We start from the raw sequence: 21,952 nt of genomic DNA, 5'->3' as shown, positions 1-21,952 counted from the left end.
CGATATGCATCCTCAACAGAGTCCGTTCAGTCTTGACTTAGCGCTCGAAGACAAGGCGGGAAAGAGCGCCGGCTGGCCAGCTCATTACTGCCGCCCCCCGCCATGACAGAGGCAAGGAGACGCCATGACCGCCAAGCTGCGGGCCGAGGTCGGCCCGGTCGATGACGAAGGCTACCTGTACGTCGATGGACAAGAGGTGGTGGCCCTGAGCCTGAATGGATCCAAGACTCATCGTCAGGATCTAGAAGATGGTGAGCACGAGGTCCGTTTCGTCGCGCGCAACACAGGAGGTTTCGCGTGGAAGGCGAAGCTACGGCTCACCGTGGACGGACAGCTCATCTCCAACATCGACCGAAGCGGCTTCGAGGGGCCTCTCGGGAGCAACCCCGTGTACGAGAAAGCATGGCAGATCGGCATCGTGAACGGTCAGCTGGACACGTTCTGAGAGCGCCGATCGTGCTTCTGCATACCTCGACGGCCGTTGAATTCCGGCCTGCACCCCCGCGTCGTGCTGGGGCAAGCAGCGCCTGTAGTCCAGTGCAGGTGCGTCACACCTCAGAGGCGACGCGCTGAGCATCACACCACCCCAGGGCGGCACTGGGCCGCAATCATGCACTTGCGGCCCAGTACCGCCCCACTCGCAGGAATTGCAGATTGAGCGACTCGGCAGACATGAACCGAAGGCCCATGCTCAGCCGGTTGCGCCGACGTCGACGCGTCCGGGCTGTGGCCCGGCAAGGTCGTCGCCGAGGTGACGGCAGCAGGCCCGTTCTGGGAGGCCGAGGAGCACCAGGACCACCTGCAGAAGTACCCGTACGGCTACACATGCCACTTCGTGTGGCCCTGGCTGAGTGCTGCCGCGCCGCCGGGAGCTACCCGGTCGCCGCTCCTTCCAGGGTCTCCTCCGCGGGTCCTGGACGGGATCGCTCGCACCACCGATGCGCGGTCCCCGGGCACGGACGGGACGACCCTGTGCGGGGCAAGGTGGCGGGTGCTTTCCGGGCACCCGCCGCCGGCTGCGCAGGTCCCGGAGTCAGGGGCCGAGCCACACTCGCACGACCCTCAGCGGCAGCCGGCCACCCGTCCCTGGGCGTTCGCGACGGCCTGGTCGAATCCGCTGGACGCGGCGGCTCCGGCCTCGAGCGAGGGTCTCCCCAGTCTCGCGGCCTCCTGCGCGCTGATCTCCTCGCGCTCCAGCTGCTGCATGACCGCCAGGTGTGTTCGCATGGCCTCGCTCAGGTCCCGCGCGTAGCGGAGAGCGCTGATCCAGGCATCGGCGGCCCCGGTGCAGTCGGCCGCGGGTGTCCCCTCGGTCACCTCGATGGCGCTGCAGTCGGCGAGCACGGTGTCCGTGAAGTCGACGTAGACGCCGAAGGCGTCAGCCGCCGCCACGCCGTCCGCGAGAGTCGGCCCGTCGGGCACTTGGTCGTCGTCGGAACCCTGCATCTCGACCTGGTGCCGGAGGAACGCCCCCTTCATGTCGTTCACTCCCTGCGGGTCGTCGACGTAAAAGCCCATCAACGTGTCAGCCCACTCGAGCGCAGGTTTACACAGCTGGAAGGCGGGGCTGGTCAACGGGTGAACTTGCGGCGGGGCCGGCACCGTGAATGCTGCAGCCTCCTCGACGGTCGTAAGCGGGACCTCGTCTGAGGCCCCGGTGCGGGAGAGCCCATAAAACTGCGCCATGTCCGCCCCGTAGTCGGCTTTTTCCTGGTATTGGCGCTCGTAGTCGTTCGCTACAGCACCGTGCTTATCCGCGAGGGAGTACCACATCCCCGGACAAACGGTGGTCGGGTCACGGCGGATCTCCGAGTCGCGGTCCTGGCCCGCCAAGGTGCCGGCGGGATTGATGCACGTGACCAAGTCGATGAGTTCATATTCCATGAGGGCCGAGAAGTGCGGGCCGGCGAGCGCCGCACCCGGTGCCAGGGGGTTGTACGTGCGCATACTGAGCACTCGGACCGTGTTGACGACCTGAGAACCCGAGACAAGTCGGTGGACGGTGCTCAGGTCGGAGATCGGCCACTCGACCACGGTGTAGCGGTGCGGGTAGGGGCGTGGTGCAATTTCAGGCGCCGACAACCCAAGGGACGCTTCGTCGTGAGGCGTCGACATTGTGAGCCTCTGAAAGTACGCCACTCGCTCCTTCGCACTCACTTCTACGGTTTCCGAACCCACCTCCTCAGTTCCATCGATTTCGGCCGCTGCCACCCTCTCGGGGTCCATAACATCCCTCTGGGCTTGCGTGTAGTCACGGTATTCCTCGTTGCTCATGAGGGCCTCGGTAACCATCTCTGGCCCGTGGCTCGGAACCGGCTCGAGAGCAAGACGGGATCCCTCGGCAACAGTCAGTAGAGCCGATAGCTCCAGTGTCCTCAATTCATCCGGCCGACTCGCCCCCGCTTGCTCCGTCGGGACATGAACGAGCACGTTGTGCTCAAACTCCTCCTGGGGCTCGAGCCAGGAGCCGTCCCCGACGATCTGGCCCAGCTGGAGAATCTGGATCGCCGCGATTTGGCTGGTGCGGGAGCTTAGAGGATCGCTCGAGGCCCTCGGATCCTCGGCGCTGGACTCGCCGTACTCACGAATACCGGACTCGTTGCACTCCGGCGTCGTCACGGGCGCGATTTCCTCAAAGAAGCAAGCCATCGCCTGCCGCTCCGCGTCAACTGCGTTGATTCCTGCGGATTGAGCCCGAGGAACATGGGTCACCTTCGCTACCTGGTAGAGGGAGGCGACAATCAAGACCTTTACGGCACTGACATTCCTTACCGTGATGGTGCCCTCAAAAAGGTACGGGCTCGACGTGTCGCTCGAACTCGCCGCCGGCTGTAACTCGGTCGTGACCGTGAGTACCGCCGCGCTCATTCCAGGCTGGTACTGCTGCGTGTACCACCAGTGCACTCCACTGAAGAGCACGGTAACGGACAGGCCTCCGGCGACCAGGCGTCTACCCAGCGCAGTCCAGGTAACCTGTTCGTCGGCGTAATCCTTGGTGCTCCGCCATCCGAGGATCGCTCCTGCTACGGAGGCAACGACGATGCTGGCCCATGGAGCCCATGCCGGGAGCGGTGGCAGTCGACTCGGCGCCTGGGCAGGTGCCCGGTACTGCATCAGAAGCAGATAGCCACCAACAAGCGCGCCGGCGATGCCTGCGGCGACCGCCGCGACTCGCCCCGCTTTCCACCGCCACGGCTCCCGCAGAAGCACCGCGCACCCGGTGAGCAGGAGTATTCCGAGGACGGTGAACGCGAGACCGATCAACTTGTACCGAAGGCCAGCGGCGGACATGGTGTCCAGGAGACCCACCCAGAGGGCGAAGGTGCCGACTACTCCAAAAGGGACGGCGGCTGCTCCTGCGACAACGGGCACACGACGCCACGCGGCCCGCTGTCCGAGAGGACCACTGGCCGTCTGCTCCCGGGGAGTGGCAGAGGCTTCCTCATCACGATCCTCGGGGCCACGCTCAGAAGGCGGACCTGGAGTCACGGACCATCACCACTCCGCTCGGCCTTGTCACACACCCGGATCGGCGCGCCGCTGGCGACGCTACGTCCGCATCGTCACCGCGTCGTCACCCGACTGTCACCGGATGCCCTGCGCTCATCGGAGCACCGCCGCACAGGGACTGAATCGGTGACGCTCCCGTTGGTGGTGCAAGTCCAGGTCACCGAGCGCGTGGGTGATCATCATCGAGGGGCCATCGTGTGATGGTCAGCGAGACCACGCGAACGATTACCGCGGATGGACACAACACACGATGGCCCAGCGCGAGACCGAGCCAGGCCGGCGGCGGGCTGATGCACCTGTCCGACCGCGGTCTCGTCGGACCTCGGTGATGTCCTGCTCGGGTGCTCTCAGCGACCACCGGACGACAGCAGGCGATCGGCCGCGACCTCGTCCGGTCGTACGAGGCGTCCCAGGGACGGACCCTGCGGAGTATCGAACTCGGGTGGGACCCCACCACCCCTGGCCTTGGCGACTGGACGGCTGCCCACACCGACGGCAGGACGGCACCACGGATGAGCGCCGACTACGTCTCCTACCGGGCGGACGGGTCAATCGACCGGGTCATCGAGGTCAAGACCAGGCGCCGAGCGCACGCGTCCGGCATACGATGAAGGAGCGCCAGCTGACCGCGGCCAGAGGGCTAGGCGGGGACTTCTGGTTGTACGTCGGCTTTGGCTGCGCCGGACCGGAGCCATACCTCGTTGTCGGGCAGGATCCTGCCCGGCTGGGTTGGCGCCTCGTCTCGGATGAACCCGCTGTTCCGGGGGCGAAGAAGGGGTCGATCGGGGCGGCGCGGGCATTCTTCATCGGGCCCAGTGAGGCAGAGGCTGCCGACGAACGAGTCTGAATACCAGTAGCCCAGTACCCCTCTCACGCGACTCAAGCGGATGCCGCCCGCCCGCCCGGCGATGCGTGGCGGGCTATTCGACCTCCTTTGAGAGCATCGTGAGGTGTTGACGCGAACGGCTGAGGACGTCTGGTCAGAGATCCGCGCTCGAGCTTTGCGGCTGATGGAGACGCAGACTCCCCTGCCCACACTCAGCCGCGGCACAGCCAACCTGATCACCGCCGTCAACGAAGACGAGATCCGTCGGCGGTCAGAGCTCCCAAGGGGGCGTGACGACGACTCGGCCGTCTCCCGCTGGGAGGTCGAGCACCTGTGGGGCGAGCTCAGCCGGCAAGGCCTGACAGGTGAGGTTGTGGTCCTGCGGTTCGCCTACGCGTTGGTGGGCCACCTGGTGGACGGCATCCGGTTCGAGTCCGCTCCGTACCGGCTGGTGGTCGCCGACGAAGATCTGGCCGGCGTCACGTGGGAGTCCAGGTTGATGAGCGAACCTCAACTTGGGCAGGCCCGGGAACGGCTCCTGGACGCCATCCGGGAGCTGCGCGTGTATCAGGAAGGAGACGTCCGGGCTCCGCACAAGCCCCTCCTGCTGGCGCTGGTACTGGCTGGCTACGCAAAGGGGACGGCTAAGCGGTGGGTGACGTACTCGCAGGTTGAAGGTGGCCTGCGCTCACTCATCAGGCAGTTCTCCTTACTGAGCCCCGATATTGAGGCACAGGAGCCCTTCTGGCGTCTCAAGTCCTCCGGCGTGTGGACGCTCGGGGCGGACGGCGAGCTGGACTTCACACACACGTCGCCGCCAGCCATCCAGCAGCTGCGTACTCACAACGTCCGGGGTGGGTTTGACGACCTGACCGATCGGGCCTTATGGACCGATGACACGCTGGCCGCAGAGGCGATCAACGAGATCCTGCAGGTCCACTTTCCCTCCGAGCGCCATGAGGAATTGCGCGAGGCGCTCAGCCTGGTCGTCCCGGAATCTGCTGGTCTTGACAGATTGCTTGCCTCGGCCACGGGCCAGCCGGACTTACATGTGCTGCTTCGCTGGCAACCGTCGCAGAACCCCAGCACGGTCGCTGAGCACCGCGCCGTGGCCGACCGGGAGGGCTCGGTCTGGTGGGGAAAGATCGGTGACCCGGCCCGTGCGGCGATCTCAGCCGTCAATCTGAAGCGACTTCGCAATCAGATGCAGGCCGGGCGCGCTACGCATGTGTACCTGTACAGGCCCGGTGAGGTATGGAGGACCGACCTGCAGCAGGTGGAGACCGACAAGTCGGCCATCGATCCGGCCCTCGTCCCCGGATACTACGAAGCTCAGACGACGCATCACCTGTGGCTGCGGCTCGCCAACTTCACCCACCTCCCGGACACGGCGACCGGCGACCTCGTCCTCGCTTCCTCGGGTAAGGCGCTGAACTTTGCGGGGCAGAGCTCGATATTTCTGGTCAACGAGACCGCAGCTCGTGGAGATGGCGTCGCGGCCGCCTCTGATGACCGCTACTTCATCCTTGTCACCGGAGCGGACCAGCACAATGAACAGTACGGCGACCGCCTAGGGGAACGCCTTGGCTTCGACGCGGACGTGCCCGGCAGGAATCGCCTGCTAAGCGCCGGTCAGGGGCAGTTCATCTACTACCAGTCCGGCCGCGGAACGCCCGCGCATCCAAGCTGTTTCATCGGCAGCGGCCGTGTCTCCGAGGTGCTTGAGAGGGAGCCAGGCGAGGACGGCAAGAGACAGTGGGGGGCCGTTCTGGAGGGCTACATGCCCTTCCCGTCTCCGGTTCCGAGGACGGTGTATGCCCCGTCGCCGTGGAGCTTTCAGCACGGGATCGCCGAGATTACGAGGGAGCAGTTCGAGCACATCATCGCCCTGGGCTCGGGCAGCCCGGCGGCTTCGGGCGCTACGGCGGAGCTGACTGCCGCTGCTCTGGAGGCCGCTGCCCTAGGAAGGGGGCTGCGCATCGACCGCGGCGTGTATCAGGCCCTCGTGGCAGCACTGCGAAGCGGCAAGCATGTGATCCTCACCGGGCCGCCCGGCACCGCCAAGACCACCCTTGCCGAGGTAACCGCGCAGGTAGCGCGGCGCGCGGGCCTCTGCGCCGGCCACACCCTCACCACGGCGACCGCCGACTGGACGACGTACGAGACGATCGGCGGGCTGGCCCCTTCGGCGAGCTCCGGTCAGCTGGTGTTCCGGCCCGGGCACTTCCTCACCTCGGCCGTGGAGAACAAGTGGCTCGTCATCGACGAGCTGAACCGGTCGAACTTTGACCGGGCCTTCGGTCAGCTGTTCACCGTGCTCTCGGGTCAGAGCGTCGCCCTGCCATACGAGGACGAGACGATCCACAAGCCGATCGCCCTCGTTAGGCACGATGATGTGACCTACAGCGACAAGGACTACAAGCTGATCCGCATACCGGCGGACTGGCGAATTGTTGCGACGATGAACGTGTTCGACAAGTCGCTGCTCTTCGAGATGTCGTTCGCGCTCATGCGCAGGTTCGCCTTCGTGGAGGTTCCCGCACCAGAGGAGCAGGTCTTCAAGACCCTGTGGGAGCCGTACGTCGAAGACTTGGAGGACAGCCTGGCCGCCGATGTGCGGGATACCCTGGCGAGCCTTCTTGCGGTTCGCGCAATCAAGGACGTCGGCCCGGCCGTCTTTATCGATATGGCCCGCTTCGCCGCCGAGAAGCCTGGCTTCGCACGTGACCGGCTCGCCTACCAGCTCTTCTACAGCTACCTCCTCCCCCAGTTCGAGGGCATCGACAACAAGACCGGCCAGCGGCTCTACAGGCTGATCGCGCCCCTGGTCGGCACCGAACTCCGGCCCCGGCTACGCGCAACGCTCAGGGACGTCCTGGGAGTCACGGTCGCGGAGGCGCCGCCATCCAGCGAGGGCGAATTCCCGCCCGAGCCAGACGGTGCAGAAGCGTGAGAGACCTCCCTTGGCAGCGAGCCACAAGGATCTCAGAGATCGGCAGCCGGATCTGGCGCTACGTCACACCGTCCGCCCGGTTCGAGGACGACGCCCTGATCACCGCGGCTGCTCTCCTGGGCTGGCCCGCAGAAGACGTCACCCGGCTCGGCACCATCCACTTTCTGCTCAGCTCCGAAGTCGAGCAGTTCCTGACCGACGTCCCGGCCCTCCTTCGGCGCCTGACGACCTCGAGTAACCGCGAGGAGGAATGGAGCCACGAGCGCCTGCGCGGGCCGGTCATGTGGAACCGCACCCTCGCCATGCGGGCAGCGGGAGCCTCCCCCGGACTCTGGATCACCGCGCCGGCGCGCCGGGTGTATCAGACACCCGAAAACCAGATGCTCGTCCACCTGCTGGACGCCATCGTCGTGCTGGCACGAAGCACCGGCTGGGAGAACACCACGGGCAGAGCCGAGCTTGCGCGGCTCATCGACGCCCGCATGGACACAGCCGAGTACTGGCATCAGAGCCGGCTGCTGCAGACGGTCGAACGCGATCCCCTCACCCCTCGCGAAGTCATGCGAGTCCGCTCAGGCCGGGCACGCGTCAGGTACGCCTCGGTCATCGCCGCGCATGACCGCTACCAGTCACTGGTGAAGGAACTGGACCGGGAGGCGGTGCGGGAGGCCGTCGAGCGGCTTGCCCTCGTCTCCGCATCCGAAGGCACGCTGTTTGAGCTGCTCTGCTTGTTCGGCGTCATCGACGCGCTCAACGAGCTCGGCTGGCACACCTCCGCAATACGGCTCTTCCAGGGAACCCTCCTCGTCCGGGCCCGACGAGCCGACGGCAGGTCGCTGGAGCTTCGCTATCAAGCCGTGCCCACCTCTCTTACGGCGGCATCGATCTACGGCCAGGTGCTCCTGGCACATGGCTTCCCGAGTCAGGTCCCGCTGCGTCCTGACATGGTGCTGCGCTGGTTCGACATATCGGGCCAGGAACGACTGCTGTTGGTGGAGTGCAAGCTCAGCGAGACCGGCGGTGTTCGGCATGCTGCACGTCAGGCCCTGTTCGACCTGCTCGGCTATCGCCGTGCCTTCGAGCCGTCACTGTCAAGCCAGGCGCCTTACGGGCTAGGGCTGGCCTGGGGCGAGGGCTTGGTTCCCGAGCCCGGCAGCGAGGTGCTGCTGTGCACCCCGGAGCATGTCGGCTCCGCATTGGCGGCAGTCATCGCCTGAGGGCGACTCCGCCGTCTCTCGGGACGGCTGCCAACCTGCCATCAGCGGGCCGCCAACGCGCCCGGCGAGACAGCGCCGTCCTGTCCGGGCAGCCGTAGTGCCAGACATGGAGATCGGGGATGTTTTCGGCACCGTCGGTGAACCCCTCGGGGCCCTTGGCGATCAATTTGGCCCAGTCCGACGCACCCGCGTGACGGGCGTCAAAGAAGGCGTTGCATCAGTTGGTCGGTAGGCGTCGCGCGCAGATGGGGGTGACCGCGAATTGGGCCAGCGCGGTGATGGTCGCGGCGCTTCGGTCGTGGCGCAGGGCGAGGCGCTTGTAGGACAGCAGCCAGCCCAGTGTGCGTTCGACAACCCAGCGGTGCCGGCCGAGGCGGGCCCTGGAGTTGTGGCCGATGCGGGCAATCCGGGCAGCGGTGCCGCGCCGGCGCAGATAGCGGCGGACCCGCGGATTGTCGTAGCCCTTAGTGGGACAGCGACGCGTAGTCTGATGTTGAGTAGCCACGGCTCTACTTTCACGCCGAGTCGTGGCTACAAAGCATGGTGAGGACATGTGCTGCAGGATCGCGCTACGAGGCCTTGGCACGCTCCATAACGATGTGAGCAGCAGTGTTTGCGGCCGCGGGGACGCCCTGCCGATCGAACGAGAATAGGATCATGCCGTTAGCGTCCGCCCAGTCGACGGCCCCCGGGGTGTAGCCGGCCAGGGAGAAGAAGACTGGCTCCTTGCCTTGCGCCTGGCAGACCCCGAGGTGCTGCTGAATGTGGGGTCGCGTGGTTGGACTGGCCTGAGCTTTCACCTGAGCCAATGCCTGATCACTGTATATGTCGACTCCGCCGTCCGGCCCGATGGGCATAACCCCGACATTCGAATAGCCGAAGTAGCTCATCCACTCCGCCGCGACCCGCTCAGAGTCGTTGAAGTCCCGGATCAGCTGAGGCCGCGGACGAACCCGTCTGGTCTGAGCCCGACTCGGGCTCTTCTTCTCCTCTTGCAGCCGCTCTTGCAGCCAAACAGCCAACAACATGTTTCGAGACCAAGAGTTGCCACCTGCCAGCGGCAGCTGAAGGCGCGGCGGCCGAGGCCCGGTCGCCGCATCGTCGAGCCCCAGGTCGAGCACGGCTCGCGCTTCAGCCCGGTCCACGCGATAAGAACCACCTTGGTCGGGACTCACAAGGAAACCAAGATCCGTGACGAATACGAAAACCGAGTAGTACGTGAGGGGGCGGCCGCTGTTCACACGAACCTGCCCCCGGGTCACTTCGAAAGTCTCGAGTCCAATGATCTGCTCGCCCGGCCGACTTAGCTTCTTCACCATCTTCGTGAGCTCTGGTCGGATCACGGGACGGGGGTCCTGAAGGGGGACACCATTCCAAGACTCGGTGGGGAACTTTAGTTTCTTGAGCCAATATGATACTGATTCATCGATCGTGGTGCCTTGCGGTCGGAGGTTCTTCCGGTACTTCTGGAGCTCGGCTTCGAGGGCCTGTCTTTGCTTCTCGATCCGCCGCTGGTTCTCCTGCAGCTTCCGTTCCCGCGCCGCCTGGGCTGCGAGCGATGCAGCCCGCGCCTTTTCCCGCTCCTGCTGGAGCGCCTCCACCCGTCGCCGCTCCGCGTCCTCACGCTCAAGTTGCCGCCGCTGCTCTCGTGCGGCCTTCCAACTCTTCAGCACCTACGTCGTCCCCATCCACGCCGACTACATACCGGCCGCCATGATGAGGTGTCCCCGCGTCTGGGTGGGCGCGACGCGCGCCAGCGTGACCCGATGGTGGCGGACCCATGTAAGAAGCTCTGGGTCGTGTCACTGAATACTTGGTGGTCTGAGGACCCGGATCAACGCTACTGGATGGCGATCACTGATCGCCCTGGTCGCGCGGGCCCGGCAATTCGCACCTCTGGCGGTCGGCGACGAGTTTGGACGGACTGGACTCCCGCGGAGGACGCTCTTCAAGCTCGCAAGTTCGGTCACCTCCTGCCGACGTCGAAGGCGTAGCAGATTGCGCAAGACTGTTGCGCGGGGCTTCCGCTCGCTGAAGTCGGCTCGCGGCCACAGAGTGTCCGATCGACCGTGCGGACACGTAGGTCAACTCCCGCTGTGGACGCTCCGTGTCTCCCACCGAAGTTTCGGTCGGGGAAGACGGGCGCCCCACTAGGTCACAACGTGCGCGTGTGGGCCCGAAGGACCGCCTCGGGCGGAAGATACGCCTCGCCGAAAATGCGCGGAGGGTCTAGCTCGATGCGAGCACGCTGTCGAAATATGCGGCGCCCGAACCGCTCCATAGGCGGCTTTCTGCCATCCGGGCCGCTCTTGTAGGTGTCGTTCCTGACGAGGAGTTCCCAGCTCTCCCCTCTTGCCCAGAAGTCCGTGCGAAACAGAGTGTCTGCCAGTGGATGCATGCGAAGGTGAGGACGATAGCGTCGCAAGATCCCATATACATACAGTTCACGGAGGAATGAATAGTAGGCGCAGCCCAGGCGCCAGCGGAACGCCTTCTGCAGCAGCTCCTCCAGCTTCGCCCTGTCCTCCGGGTCCGTCTCAGTCGCCGCAAGCTCAGCGAAGAGGGCATCAGCGCTGTTCTCAAGCAACCGCTGCAGGGTGTCGTCTTGCTTGCAAGCCTGACGGAACTCTGGAAAAGTGAACAGCCGACCGTCAAACTGCTCGAGCAGGTAGTGGAACGCGTGATTGAAGGCTAGCGGCGGGCTCCAGTCTGCGACCCTCTTGGTGACTGATCCCTCTCGCGGCTTAACGTCTCCAGAAGCGATCCTCCCCAGCGGGTGAAGGGCCTCAGGATCTTGTGTTGGCCACGGCCCCCGCTCGCGCTTGAGGGAGTCGGACTTAATCCGACGGTTGAAAGCAAGCACGTCGTCGGGTCCGATAGCGTAGGCATGCCGAACTTCATGGCCAAGCACCACACGGTGCACTCCCTCGCGCCGCGAGTCCTGTCTCCATGCTTGGAAGGCGAGCAGCGCCTCATCCTGCCCTTGAAAGAGCTCAAGGACCTCGTCGCTGCGCGTCGTCATGCCAGGACCAGACACACAAATCGCCTTTCCGCCAATAAGCCTTCAGGGCCTGGCAAGCCCGCCATCTTTGACTCAGCAGCAGAGGCAGTAGTCGGCCAGGCTCAGGCGAGGGCACCCCGGCGCTCCGCGGCCTTACGGCGCTTGCGCTCGCGCTCGTAGCGGTTCACGGCCTCCTTCGGCCCCTCCGGCGGCCACGGCTTGGCCTCGATCAGCTCGTACTCGACGACAGTTCGTCGGCCCTCACGGCGCTTGCGCACCTTGTAGGTCCATCCGAGCACCACATGCAGGTCGCGAAGGCGGCGCGCCGGGTCACCCTTGTGGCTCTCCAGTCCCACGATCGGCAGCAGCTCGGCCGGCACCCGCTTGCCGATTTCCCGCATGGCGATCAGGAGCTCGCCGATCCGCTCCCACGGGGTCTCGAGCTTGATGGCCCGGGTGATCGCGTCGGCGTAGGGGTTCAGCGACTCGAAGAAGGCCTGCTTGCCGTGGTTGTGCGCCACGCACAGCGGCTCGAGGTTCTCCAGCGTCGTCTCCCCGCCCCAGTCCCTCGGGATGATGTGGTCGATCTGCAGCTTCACACCGTCCGCGGGGCCCAGGCCGCACATCTGGCAGAACCGTCCCTTGACCGTGAAGACCTCTGCCTGCAGTCGCGGGGAGATCTTCGCGCCTGCGTCGGCAGCGGCCTCCGGCTTGCGCCGTTCGAGCTTATAGACCCAGTCGGAGCCCTGCTTGTGCGTCGTGACGATAAAGAAGTCTCGGACGTCCCTCAGCCGACGCTGGGTGTGCACGTTGGCCTTCCCGAGCACGCGCTCGGCCCGGTCGATCCACTCCGCCATCGTCGGCAGGGGCGCAGACCGGTGCTCGTAGAGGAACCGGCGCTCCAAGAGGAAGCGGTACGCCTCGCGGGTTTCCCGGTTGCTGAACATCTCCCGGATCTCGTCGCTGTCTGGGTCCGGCAGGCCGAACAGGGGGCCATCTGGGTCGCTCGTGGTCACGGGCTTCCTCCTCGCGCGCAGTGGGCTGTCGGTCGGACTCGGGCCGACGTCGATCACTGTAGGCGGCATGATCGACAGCTGTCTATGCCGACCTCGTCGTTGAACCTGAGACCGCCTCATGCAACTGCCAGTACGTTGAGATGTTGCCGCCAACGAGCTGAGGCTGACACCCTGCCTTTCCTCAAGCTTGGCGGCAACATCGGGCAAGCGACCTGCCGACGGCGAAGCGCCGCGCTTCGCAAGGAGAGTTAGAAGGGCCGCAGGAGGCACCCCAGGGGCGGCACCCTTCTGGCCATCCGGGCGGGAGCCGCTGCCCTGCAAGGTGGAGGGCTCGATGCGGGACTCCTGGAGCCAGGGACGCGGGCCAGAGGACCCCACGCTGGCGAGCTGACCAACAGCTCAGCAGCTTTGGGGCGTAGTGCCGTCGGTGGGTTCGCCTACCGTCGCGTCATGCCACACAGTGATGAGCAGGTATACGCCCGGCTCTGCGGGCTCATGCAGAACTACATGCGGGCCTACGCCCATGCCCAAGAGCCACCTGCGGGCGACCCTCGAGGTGTAGTTGAGCAGGACGACGCCCTGGACGCCGTCATGCAACTCGCAGCCGTGCTCGACGAATTCACCCAGTCCGGCGCCATCCCGACTGACCGTGGGATGCATGCGACCGCGTGTCTGATGGTCCTCCGCGAGTACGTCCGACTAGCGCCGCCCAGCGAGGAGGACGGCCGGGATCTCCTGGCTGAGGATCTCGCCCGGATCGTCGGCGCCCACCGCGAGGCCCGAGAGCAGTACGTGCCGCCCGCAGGCTGAACCGCCTCCGACCATCACTTTGCAGCAGGCTCCATCAACCGGCGAGGGCGTCGCACGCTCATCCGCCACGCAGCGGTCCTGGCCTCGCCGGCAGATGTCTGTCCTGATCCCTTGGGCCCTGTGCGCCGTCTTGGCTGCTGCCCTTGTCGTGATTCTGGTGCGCCCGCTGGGCGAGACCGAGACCGAGACCAAGACCGAAGGTCGCGGAGCCCTATGACGTCGCAGTCACCTTCGTCCTCTACAACTACGAGACCTTCTACAGCGACTGCTTCGGGGAGGGCGGCTACTCCGAGATCGGTCCGGGTACGCAGGTCGCCATCAACAACGCAGCCGGCGAGATCCTGGGCGTGGGCAGCCTGGGACCCGGAGACCCTCAGCGCGGCTCCCCCGAGGCTCGGTGCACGTATGTGGCAACCGTCAACGATGTCCCAGCGGGCGAAGGCTTCTACTCCGTAGAGGTCGCCGCACGAGGAGAGATCACCCAGAGCGAGGCGGAGCTCAAGGCCAACGGCTACCGCTTCGAGGTGAGCCTGGGCTCCTAAAGGTAGGGCCCCACGGCGCCAAGCCTCGAGGGGTTAGCGGCGTCCAGGGTTCGCTACTGCGGATGTTCGCCGACCAGTCGGCTCAGATGTTGCCCTGACCCCTAATCGCCTCGGCTTGGCCGGCGATGGATATCGCCGCCTTGCGGGCTGTGGCGGCCCCCCGCAGCTGTTGCGACCGTCGTCCTACGGCGCCTCCGCGCATCCGCTGGCCGTGCGAAACGACTCTCGCGGGCCGTCCAGGTGCGGCTTGACGGCCGGTGGCGGTCGGCTCAGGAGCCTCTGAGATGTCCTCAGTCAGGCCTCTCGGGCGGATGATGGGGCATAGGTGCGCTCGCGGGCGCAATCCCTCTGAGATCCCAAAAACCCGAGCACGGACGCCAACACAGGCACGTTGGGGGGTAGCTCGGCTCCTTTCCTTCGGGCATGGAAAAGGAAAACTCCGACACCCGCGCCAAAGGGTCACGCGGCCGATAAACGAGGCTCACCTCGTGCAGGTTTACGTCAGCAATCATCACCGATGGCGTCAATAGGATCGTGTCGCCAACTTCATGACCACAATCGCGTTCTCCGCAGGCGCTACAAGTGTCGCCTATGCGGTCGACCTCAGCGGCGTACGTCTCCCCCAACAGGTGTTCACACTCATCGAGGGGCTGGCGACAGACGGAGCAGAGCCTCGCCGCCGTAAAGCCCATCGACATGCCCATCCGAAAATGCAGCAATGACAATGGGCAGTTGTTGATCAGCTTGCGGTCCCTGACCTCAACAGGACAACCGAACAATCCACTCCGGAGCTCGCCAATCGCATGGGCGAGCGTGTGGACAGAATCTTCCTCAGGCTCGTCTTCCAGAAGGTTGTACGCCGACACTGCTAGCTTCAACGCACCTTCTAGCTGTCCGCGCACGTCGGCCAAGGTGGACGCATCGGCCTTCGATAGCTCCTTCAGGTGCTTGCGCGCATACAACCATGCGGTTCCCACCCGGGCATACTCGTTCTGGGCAAGCGCCGATGCTGGCCACCTATGGAGGGCGCTGTACGGAGCGTGCGTCAGAATGTCGGGTGACAATTCTTCCAGGACTCCCAGGGCCCTACCAAACTCACGCTTGGCATGACGCAGTGCACTTGTCCCATCCCGCCTCAGCATCGCGGTCCGCACTGGCCCGGCAGCGGGAGGTAGGGGGACACCCGTGCGCACTATCAGTCCAGAAAACTGGACACCTCCGTCACTCTCAAGCACTGGCGGTGTCCGTGTTGCCCTTCGCGCCCGGCTTGATCACCGCAGTGAGAGCCGGAACAACCCCTTCCACCGTGCCAGTGTAAGAGAGACCGCGGAGCTGAATTGCCCCCTTCTCCGAAATGCTCAGTTCGTCCAGACTCAACTGCACTTGAGCCTTATCGACAGTCTTGTTGCCACCGTGCAGAGCATTCAACACCCGAAGGCGAACCAGGGTCGAAATGGTCTTGATTGTGTCGTATGTGAGATTGCCTGCGACGCCGAGCACGATCGAAGAGACTATCTCTGCGGTGACCCCGTACTCACTAATGTACTGTGCTGAGCCTGAAATGCTGGCCGCTTGGACATTGTGGCCCTGGGCCCGAAGTGTTTTCACGACCCCGACCGCGTCGTCGTGGTACACCGGTCCCGCCGTCTCGTCAATCCGGTCCGGCAGCATAACGACGGCACCTTCCGGCGTGGACGGGTCCACGAACCGAACCACCTGCCCACTACCCGCACTAACAGTAGCCTGAGGCGGCAGGGGCTCACCCTTGCCACCTTCGACGTCGTACTTCACCTCGCGCCTGTCATTCACGTCACCCATCTTCTAGTACGGGTACGACTGCCGTCGCAGCACGACGCGAACTTCAAGACCGTCTCAAGATCAACGACGGCTGGCATGATCATTGCCGACTCCGTTCGGCGGCGTTGGTCCGTGGTCTCACTGGACGAGTCGTTGCGCGCTTGCGGCGCACCCGAGGGTCCGTGGCCCGAGGGATTACCTCGATCACATACCGGGGCAGACTCTCGGAGCCAGCACGCATGACCCTAACCACCAGCGCCGCCGTGGCCCTCCTGACCCCAGAGCAGGTCGAGAGCCTGCTCATCAAGCCCGTCCTCACCACCGCGTGGCCGCTCAGCCCGTAGGGTTCTCGGGTGCTGCGGCCCGGCCACCCCCTCCGTTCGACCGCCAACCGTCACCGCCAACCCGACCGCCGCGTGGGTCGCCGAGGCTGCGGAGATCCCAATCTCCGACCTGACCATCGCTGAGGTTGACGTGGCCACCTGCAAGGTGACCGGCCTCTCCGTCGTCACCTCCGAGCTGGCCGAAGACTCCTCCCCAGAAGCCACCGCTGAGGTCGGCCGGGGTCTGGCCCGCGACATTGCCCGCAAGGTTGACGCCGCATTCTTCGGTGACGGAACCGCCCAGGGCGGGAGCGGGAGCAGCCCGAACGATTGGCCGCCCTTCCCGTCGGCGCGGGTCCTGTGCAGGAGATCGCCGCCCGAGACCAGCCCCACCGACATAGACGCCTTCGCCGAGGCCCAGATGCCCGCCGCCAACGTCGGCGCACAGCTCACTGCCTTCGTCACCAACCCGGCGACCGCGCTGATCCTGGCCAACATGAAGGAGGCCACAGGGTTGGGCAAGCCGCTGCTGTCCCCGGACCTAACCCAGCCGGGCCAGGCGGGTGATCTTCGGCGTGCCGCTGCGGACCTCCGGAGGCTCTGGTGGGCACGGTATGGGGCCCGCCGGCCGAGCGCGTAATGACCGCCGTCCGGCGAGACTCTAAGGTCAGGGCTGATCGGTCGGTCTTCACCAGCGACCAGGTCGCCGTCCGGGCCACCTGCCGGGTCGACTTCGCCTTCCCGCACACCGCCGCCCAGATCCGCATACGGTCGCCGCGAGCTGACCTGAAGGCACCCGAATCGGGAGCGGTCCCCAAGCAGGTGCCACCCGTCTCAGTGGTCGCTAGGTTGTGAGCGTGGAATCCGAGCCCGTGAGGCCCGACTTTGATATCGCTTTATCCTTCGCTGGCGATCATCGCCCGTTCGTGGCTGAGGTCGCCGCTGGCTTGAAGGACCGTGGGTTCAGGGTCTTCTACGACCAGTACCGTCGCGAAGACTTACTCGGACAAGAGCTCATTGCATATCTGCAGGAGGTTTACGGCCGACGCTCAGCCATGGTGGCAGCCTTCATCAGCGAGCAGTATGTGGCACGCAATTGGCCACGACACGAGCGTCAGTCCGCACTCGCTTATGCGCTTCTGCGAGTTTCGGCCGGCGTGCCGTTTCTGCTCCCGCTCAGATTTGATGACACTGTTGTCCCTGGGCTACAGCCAACGGTCGGATATGAGGACCTTCGCGAACTGCAACCCGGCGAACGTCGGTGGCGGGACGACCGACGGTACAAGCACCCTAAGCATGTCGTATCGCTGCTCACCAAGGTGCTTGCAGCGCGTGGCCTTGGGCCGAAGGAGTCGAACTTTACAGTCGAGGAGTCGGACCCTCATATCCTGGTCCACTTTGTTTGGTTCTCGGCCGGAGGGACCCATCACGGTGATCGCCTGATCCCCGTTGAAGATTATGAGGACGCGGTAGCCGAGTTGGCCGAGGATGAAACCGACAGAGACGGGCCAGCCCCCGGTCGCTATGTCCGCATTAGCGAGCACCTGGAAGTCATCGTTAACCCGGAGAGGCGCTTGCCAGTCTTTATGATTGACACGCATCACGCAACCCAGAAAGCCTGGGTCGCCCCATTACCCGACCTGAATCAGGAATTGGCCGTCGTGGAGCACGTTAAGCGACAGGTACAGCAGGCGGTCGACATGGAAATCAAGGCAGGCGGCCTGCCGATCAGCTCGACTCAGACCATCGCCGCCGACGACTCACCGCTCGGGCCAGGCCGTGCCGTGACTGGAATTTGCGTCGTTGCCGTACCCAAGTATGGACTGACGTCCGAGTCAACTACGACCCCTTGACTTGGATCGGAAGACCGCGCTCGTCGCGTCAGTTGCGCGCCTTCGACGCAAGGTGAAGCGCGCCGACGCGATGATCGAACCCTGCGGACCCAACTGTGGGCGTGGCGGTGCCACTCCAGTCTCGTCGCGCTTGGTACACCTTGACCGTGCCAGAAGAATCGTCGAACGCTTCCCGCCACCTTGATCCCAGATTGATTGACGACCTCTTCAGGTCAATCAACTCATTGGTCGCCTTGTGGAAGCACCCTGAACTCGGCCCCCCCAAATCTCGTAGCGCTCCCGCCGTGCTACGCATCTTGCAGGAGTGGCAGCGAATCAACGATTGGCGCGAGATCCTCCCGCGCAGCTCTGGAAATTTGACCGCACGGACAGTCATGATTAAACCCGACCCGAAGCGGTTCGCCGCTATCTCGGGGAAGGTTGTTCCACTACTGGCGGCTATTGACGCCGTGGTCAAGCGAACCCCTGACATCAACCCAGACAGCCTGAAGGAGGTCATTGTGCCACTTGCGCGAGCCGGAGAGGAGCTAATCGACGCCATGGTCGACGGCCTCGACAGGCCTGAGATTAGCCAGGACTTGGCTCGGACGTGTGAGCGAGATGCCGAGGAAATTTCAAACAACTTGGCACGTGAGATTGCCTTCGATCGCATGCTCAAGGCCGTCGATTCGGCTGAGTCGTACGCTGATAAGGCGGAAGCCGCAGTCAAGAAGACTCGAAGCGCCCTGGGTGAGGAAGGGTCACTCAATCTCGCCGAGCATTTCCAAAGCTACCAGCGGACTGAGCGTCGATCCGCCGAGGCACTTAGAGGGTTTGCCGTTGCCTTAGCTATAGTGGCAGTCGTGGTCCTCGCTCTGCTTCCACACGAGGACTTGTCGATTGCCGACGTCCTGCAGCGGGCCCTGATTGCTATCCCCGCCTTCGGTCTCGCGGGCTACTTGGCGGCCGAGGCGGCGCGCCATCGCCGGGCCTGGCAGTGGGCAGCAACGCTAAAGGTTCAGCTTTTGACCATCGATGACTATGTGCAACCACTGGATGCCACGGACGCGGTTGAAATTCGTCAGCTGCTCGCTAAGCGCGCCTTCGGGGAGCTGCCCACGGTGGCGGCAGGGGATACGACCGATGCAAGTCCCGACGCCGTGATGCCGATCGGTGTCGCCTCAATCGTCGAGAAGGTGCTGACGGAGCTCAAGCCCAAGCCAGGGCCATGAGCGCGGCCCGACAGGTGATGGGACTCGCCTGTGATGGCGACCTAAACTGTGACTCGCCTCGTTGGTCGTGGCCAGCCGGCCTGATCTGCGACAACCTTCGCCTTCACCACTACCTGATATTCGTTAAGCCTATTGACTTCGGCCGCAGAGGACGGTCATCGAGGACCATGTCAACCTCGGCTGGGGGCGGCCGCAACCGGCCGCGACAGCAAGACGCCCTGGTCGGCGATCAGCCGACCAGGGCGCGCATTCGGGGCGAGCTACTCGCCGACCAGGATCACGAGGATTGTGTAGACGCCTCTCGCATCAAGCTCAAGAGCGCCAGCAAGAGGATGCAGCTCAACTGCGGGCTAACGCTCTGCGTGAAGACGGCGATCTCAGTCACGATCCCGTCCCACCCTCGATCGTTGACGTACTCAACGAGTCTGAGCGTCGCCCAAACAGCAAGGGCTAGAGCTCCTACGACGCGTAGCGTGGCATACGCCCAGCGGAGGATGCTCCAGAGATGGTTGAACGCGGTCATGGCGTGGCCTTTCTCGGTTGTCAATAGAAGTTCAAGGGAGGAGCTCCTCATATGTCTGGCGTCGGCGGGGGCTATGGGATGCCGACGCTTGGTCTTGGCGTGTTCGGGGGGCGCTCGTGCTGGCACTGGCTCCCTCTCCTCGATGGGCGCTCCGTGAGCGTAGCGGAGTAACGGACTCGTCGCTCGGTGTAAGGCAAGGACAGCAGAGGCGTCAGCCAGGACGCAACTCCTTGCGCCATCACTTGTCTTCCCGAAGTCGAAGATCTCCTCGCAGGTGATGACCCGCTCCCATGCCGGGATCGCCGCGCAGAAGGTGTTGAGGAACGTGATCTTGCCGGGCCTGCGTGCCGCCGGAGACCAGCACGTTGAGCCCTGCGGCAACCGCGGCCTCCAGGAACCGGGTGGCCTGCACGGACAGCGTCCCGGTGGCCACCAGCTCGTCGAGCGAGCGCCTGGGAGGTGCACCTTTCCGCCCTGATCCCGGCCTGTGAGCCTCCGCTAGAAGGACTACCCCTCAGTTCGACGTGTCTGCCAGCCGAGTTGTCATGGGGATGACCACGTGCAGCCGCGACCCGTCGGGCAGCATCGCGTCGACGAAGGGCTGGCTCATGTCGATGCGCCGTCCCGAGGTGCGCAGCATCCGCTCCACCAGGTCGGCCAGCTCCCCGGCGCCCAGGATGGTGGTGGTCAGCTCGCTGCGGCCGCGGCGGGCGACGAACACCCGGCCCGGCTCGTTGACCCAGATCTCCTCGACCTCGGGGTCGTCGAGCCAGCGCTGCAGCGGCCCGAAGCCGGCCACCCGGTCGAGCACCTCGCGCACCACCGCCTCGGGGTCGCCGACCGGCGGCAGCGCGGAGGTGAGCGACCGCTCGGAGTAGTCGGCGACCACGTCGCGCACCAGCACCCGCACCGGCCCGGGGTCGGTGAAGGGGTCCAGCCCCCGCCGGCGGATCAGCTCGCGGACCTCGCCGTCGACGACGTCGAGCGCACTCGTCGCGGTCGGCACCGCACCCCCGTCACACCCCGTTGCAGAACGGGAGGGACCGTAGGTCGACGACGGCGGTCCGCGGGAGCCCGCTCAGCCGATCTGTGGACAACCCGCGACCCGCCCGTGCACGCCGGCCACCCGCCCGGGTGAGCGCACCCACCACCCGAGCGGGTGCGCCGGCGCCGCAGGACGGACTCCGGAACCCGGCGTACGCGCACGCGCTCGGACGGTGAGGTCCGGGGCGGCAGCGGGTGACCGGCACGCCCATCCCCGCGCCACGGGTGCCGGCCGGGATGGACGTCCCCCCACCCCGGGGTCATGATCGCTGCGTGTCCACGCGGTCGGGACCCGAGCGCGCCGGGCCCGGGCCGGGTCCGGTCACGGTGACGACGGACTCCGTGCGGCCCGCCGAGGCGTTCGCCTTCTGGCAGGACCTGATCTGCGACACCTTCGTGCAGCTGTCGGCCTCGCCCACCACCGAGCTCCCCTTCCGCGGCCGGATCTCCCACGGCGTGGTCGGCGACGTCGAGCTCACCACGGTCCGGGCCGGCGGCCAGCACGTCCGGCGCACGCCCCGGCTCATCGCCCGCAGCCGCGAGGAGTTCGTGCTCACCAGCATCCAGCTGGCCGGGCAGGGCATCGTCGCCCAGGACGGGCGCGAGGCCCGGCTCACCCCGGGCGCGATGGCGTTCTACGACAGCACCCGGCCCTACACGCTGCACTTCGACGGCGCCTTCGAGCAGCTCGTGGTGCAGGTGCCGCGCCGCATGCTGCCGGCCTGCACGCTGGCCGGGGCGACCGCGGTGACCCTCGGCGCCGACTCCACCGCCCGGCTGGTCGCCGACTTCCTCCGCGGCCTGGCCCGGCAGCAGGCCACCGACCCGGCCGGCGTCGCGGCGCTGGCCCCGCACGCGGTGGCGCTGCTGACCTCCGCGCTCGCGCTGGCCTCCGGACCGCCCGCGCCGAGCCCGGCGGCGCTGGACCGCGAGCGGGTCATGGCCCACCTGGCCGCCCACCACACCGACCCCCGGCTGGGCGCCGACGCCGTCGCCGACGCCTGCCACCTGTCCCGGCGCACGCTGTTCCGGCTGTTCGAGACCGAGCCGGAGGGGCTCGGCGACGTGCTCCGCCGGCTGCGGGTGACCTCCGCCCAGCGGCTGCTTCGCGCGCAGCCGGCGCTGCCCCTGACCTCGGTCGCCGCCCGCTGCGGGTTCGCCGGGGATGCCTCCTTCCACCGCGCCTTCCGCACCGTCACCGGCACCACCCCGGCCGCCTACCGCCGGGCGGCGGGCGAGCGGTCCTGAGCCGGCCGGGCTGGCACGCAGCGACAGGGAGCTGGCACGGACGGCGAGTCCGCCCCTTCCCGGCCGCCCCACCGTGGT

15 protein-coding genes and 2 pseudogenes are annotated in these 21,952 nt (G+C 65.7%); 8 read left to right on the top strand and 9 right to left on the bottom strand.

Annotated features, from left to right (window positions below; translation table 11 throughout):
- Positions 1-124: 124 nt before the first annotated feature.
- Complete coding sequence (locus ACI780_RS20890) at positions 125-445, top strand: hypothetical protein (protein ID WP_457005491.1); 321 nt, start codon at positions 125-127, stop codon at positions 443-445.
- A gap of 617 nt (positions 446-1,062) precedes the next feature.
- Here the strand turns inward: ACI780_RS20890 and ACI780_RS20885 are convergent.
- Positions 1,063-3,309 carry a hypothetical protein gene (locus tag ACI780_RS20885; protein ID WP_457005489.1) on the bottom strand — a complete coding sequence of 749 codons (2,247 nt, stop codon included), beginning with the start codon at positions 3,307-3,309 and terminating at the stop codon, positions 1,063-1,065.
- Positions 3,310-4,520: 1,211 nt separating this feature from the next.
- On the opposite strand from ACI780_RS20885, the gene ACI780_RS20880 reads away from it, so the two are divergent.
- Together ACI780_RS20880 and ACI780_RS20875 are read left to right on the top strand one after the other, a co-directional pair.
- Complete coding sequence (locus tag ACI780_RS20880; RefSeq protein WP_457005487.1) at positions 4,521-7,289, top strand: AAA family ATPase; 2,769 nt, start codon at positions 4,521-4,523, stop codon at positions 7,287-7,289.
- Positions 7,286-8,506 carry a hypothetical protein gene (locus tag ACI780_RS20875; RefSeq protein WP_457005485.1) on the top strand — a complete coding sequence of 407 codons (1,221 nt, stop codon included), beginning with the start codon at positions 7,286-7,288 and terminating at the stop codon, positions 8,504-8,506. Before ACI780_RS20880 ends, ACI780_RS20875 begins: the two co-directional genes overlap by 4 nt.
- A gap of 217 nt (positions 8,507-8,723) precedes the next feature.
- Here the strand turns inward: ACI780_RS20875 and ACI780_RS20870 are convergent.
- The 4 genes and pseudogenes from ACI780_RS20870 to ACI780_RS20855 form a co-directional block, all read right to left on the bottom strand.
- Positions 8,724-8,972: pseudogene (locus ACI780_RS20870) on the bottom strand (transposase); the annotation flags it as partial.
- A 103-nt stretch (positions 8,973-9,075) separates the two neighbouring features.
- Positions 9,076-10,107, bottom strand: a complete 1,032-nt coding sequence (locus ACI780_RS20865) for a restriction endonuclease (RefSeq protein WP_457005483.1) — start codon at positions 10,105-10,107, stop codon at positions 9,076-9,078.
- Positions 10,108-10,661: 554 nt separating this feature from the next.
- Entirely contained in the window at positions 10,662-11,528 is an 867-nt protein-coding gene (locus ACI780_RS20860; protein WP_457005481.1) for a hypothetical protein, read from the bottom strand.
- Positions 11,529-11,629: 101 nt separating this feature from the next.
- Positions 11,630-12,523, bottom strand: a complete 894-nt coding sequence (locus ACI780_RS20855) for an HNH endonuclease (protein WP_457005479.1) — start codon at positions 12,521-12,523, stop codon at positions 11,630-11,632.
- 450 nt (positions 12,524-12,973) lie between these two features.
- Here ACI780_RS20855 and ACI780_RS20850 point away from each other — a divergent pair, with 450 nt between their 5' ends.
- The gene (locus tag ACI780_RS20850) at positions 12,974-13,333 is read left to right on the top strand and encodes a hypothetical protein (RefSeq protein WP_457005477.1); all 360 of its coding nucleotides are present in this window, start codon (positions 12,974-12,976) and stop codon (positions 13,331-13,333) included.
- An 832-nt stretch (positions 13,334-14,165) separates the two neighbouring features.
- Here ACI780_RS20850 and ACI780_RS20845 read toward each other — a convergent pair.
- The gene (locus ACI780_RS20845) at positions 14,166-14,852 is read right to left on the bottom strand and encodes a hypothetical protein (RefSeq protein WP_457005475.1); all 687 of its coding nucleotides are present in this window, start codon (positions 14,850-14,852) and stop codon (positions 14,166-14,168) included.
- A 250-nt stretch (positions 14,853-15,102) separates the two neighbouring features.
- Positions 15,103-15,666, bottom strand: coding sequence for a hypothetical protein (locus ACI780_RS20840; RefSeq protein WP_457005473.1), 564 nt, complete (start codon positions 15,664-15,666; stop codon positions 15,103-15,105).
- 387 nt (positions 15,667-16,053) lie between these two features.
- Between ACI780_RS20840 and ACI780_RS20835 the strand changes: the two are divergent.
- The 3 genes and pseudogenes from ACI780_RS20835 to ACI780_RS20825 all read left to right on the top strand — a co-directional run.
- Positions 16,054-16,635 (top strand): annotated as a pseudogene (locus ACI780_RS20835) (phage major capsid protein); the annotation flags it as partial.
- Positions 16,636-16,852: 217 nt separating this feature from the next.
- Positions 16,853-17,848 (top strand): TIR domain-containing protein, encoded by a 996-nt coding sequence (locus ACI780_RS20830; RefSeq protein WP_457005471.1) that lies wholly within the window; start codon positions 16,853-16,855, stop codon positions 17,846-17,848.
- A gap of 146 nt (positions 17,849-17,994) precedes the next feature.
- Positions 17,995-19,059, top strand: a complete 1,065-nt coding sequence (locus tag ACI780_RS20825) for a hypothetical protein (RefSeq protein ID WP_457005469.1) — start codon at positions 17,995-17,997, stop codon at positions 19,057-19,059.
- Positions 19,060-19,820: 761 nt separating this feature from the next.
- Here ACI780_RS20825 and ACI780_RS20820 read toward each other — a convergent pair.
- Positions 19,821-19,994, bottom strand: a complete 174-nt coding sequence (locus tag ACI780_RS20820) for a hypothetical protein (protein WP_457005467.1) — start codon at positions 19,992-19,994, stop codon at positions 19,821-19,823.
- A gap of 102 nt (positions 19,995-20,096) precedes the next feature.
- On the bottom strand, positions 20,097-20,588 hold the full coding sequence (locus ACI780_RS20815; RefSeq protein WP_457005465.1) for a hypothetical protein: 492 nt from the start codon (positions 20,586-20,588) through the stop codon (positions 20,097-20,099).
- 311 nt (positions 20,589-20,899) lie between these two features.
- On the opposite strand from ACI780_RS20815, the gene ACI780_RS20810 reads away from it, so the two are divergent.
- A complete protein-coding gene (locus ACI780_RS20810) occupies positions 20,900-21,874 on the top strand; it encodes an AraC-like ligand-binding domain-containing protein (RefSeq protein WP_457005463.1) in 975 nt (324 codons plus the stop codon).
- The last annotated feature ends 78 nt before the right edge of the window (positions 21,875-21,952 follow it).

The organism is Geodermatophilus sp. SYSU D00814 (assembly GCF_054050055.1).
Note: the sequence above shows the minus strand (reverse complement) of the source record. Positions and strands in the feature narration are given on the sequence as shown.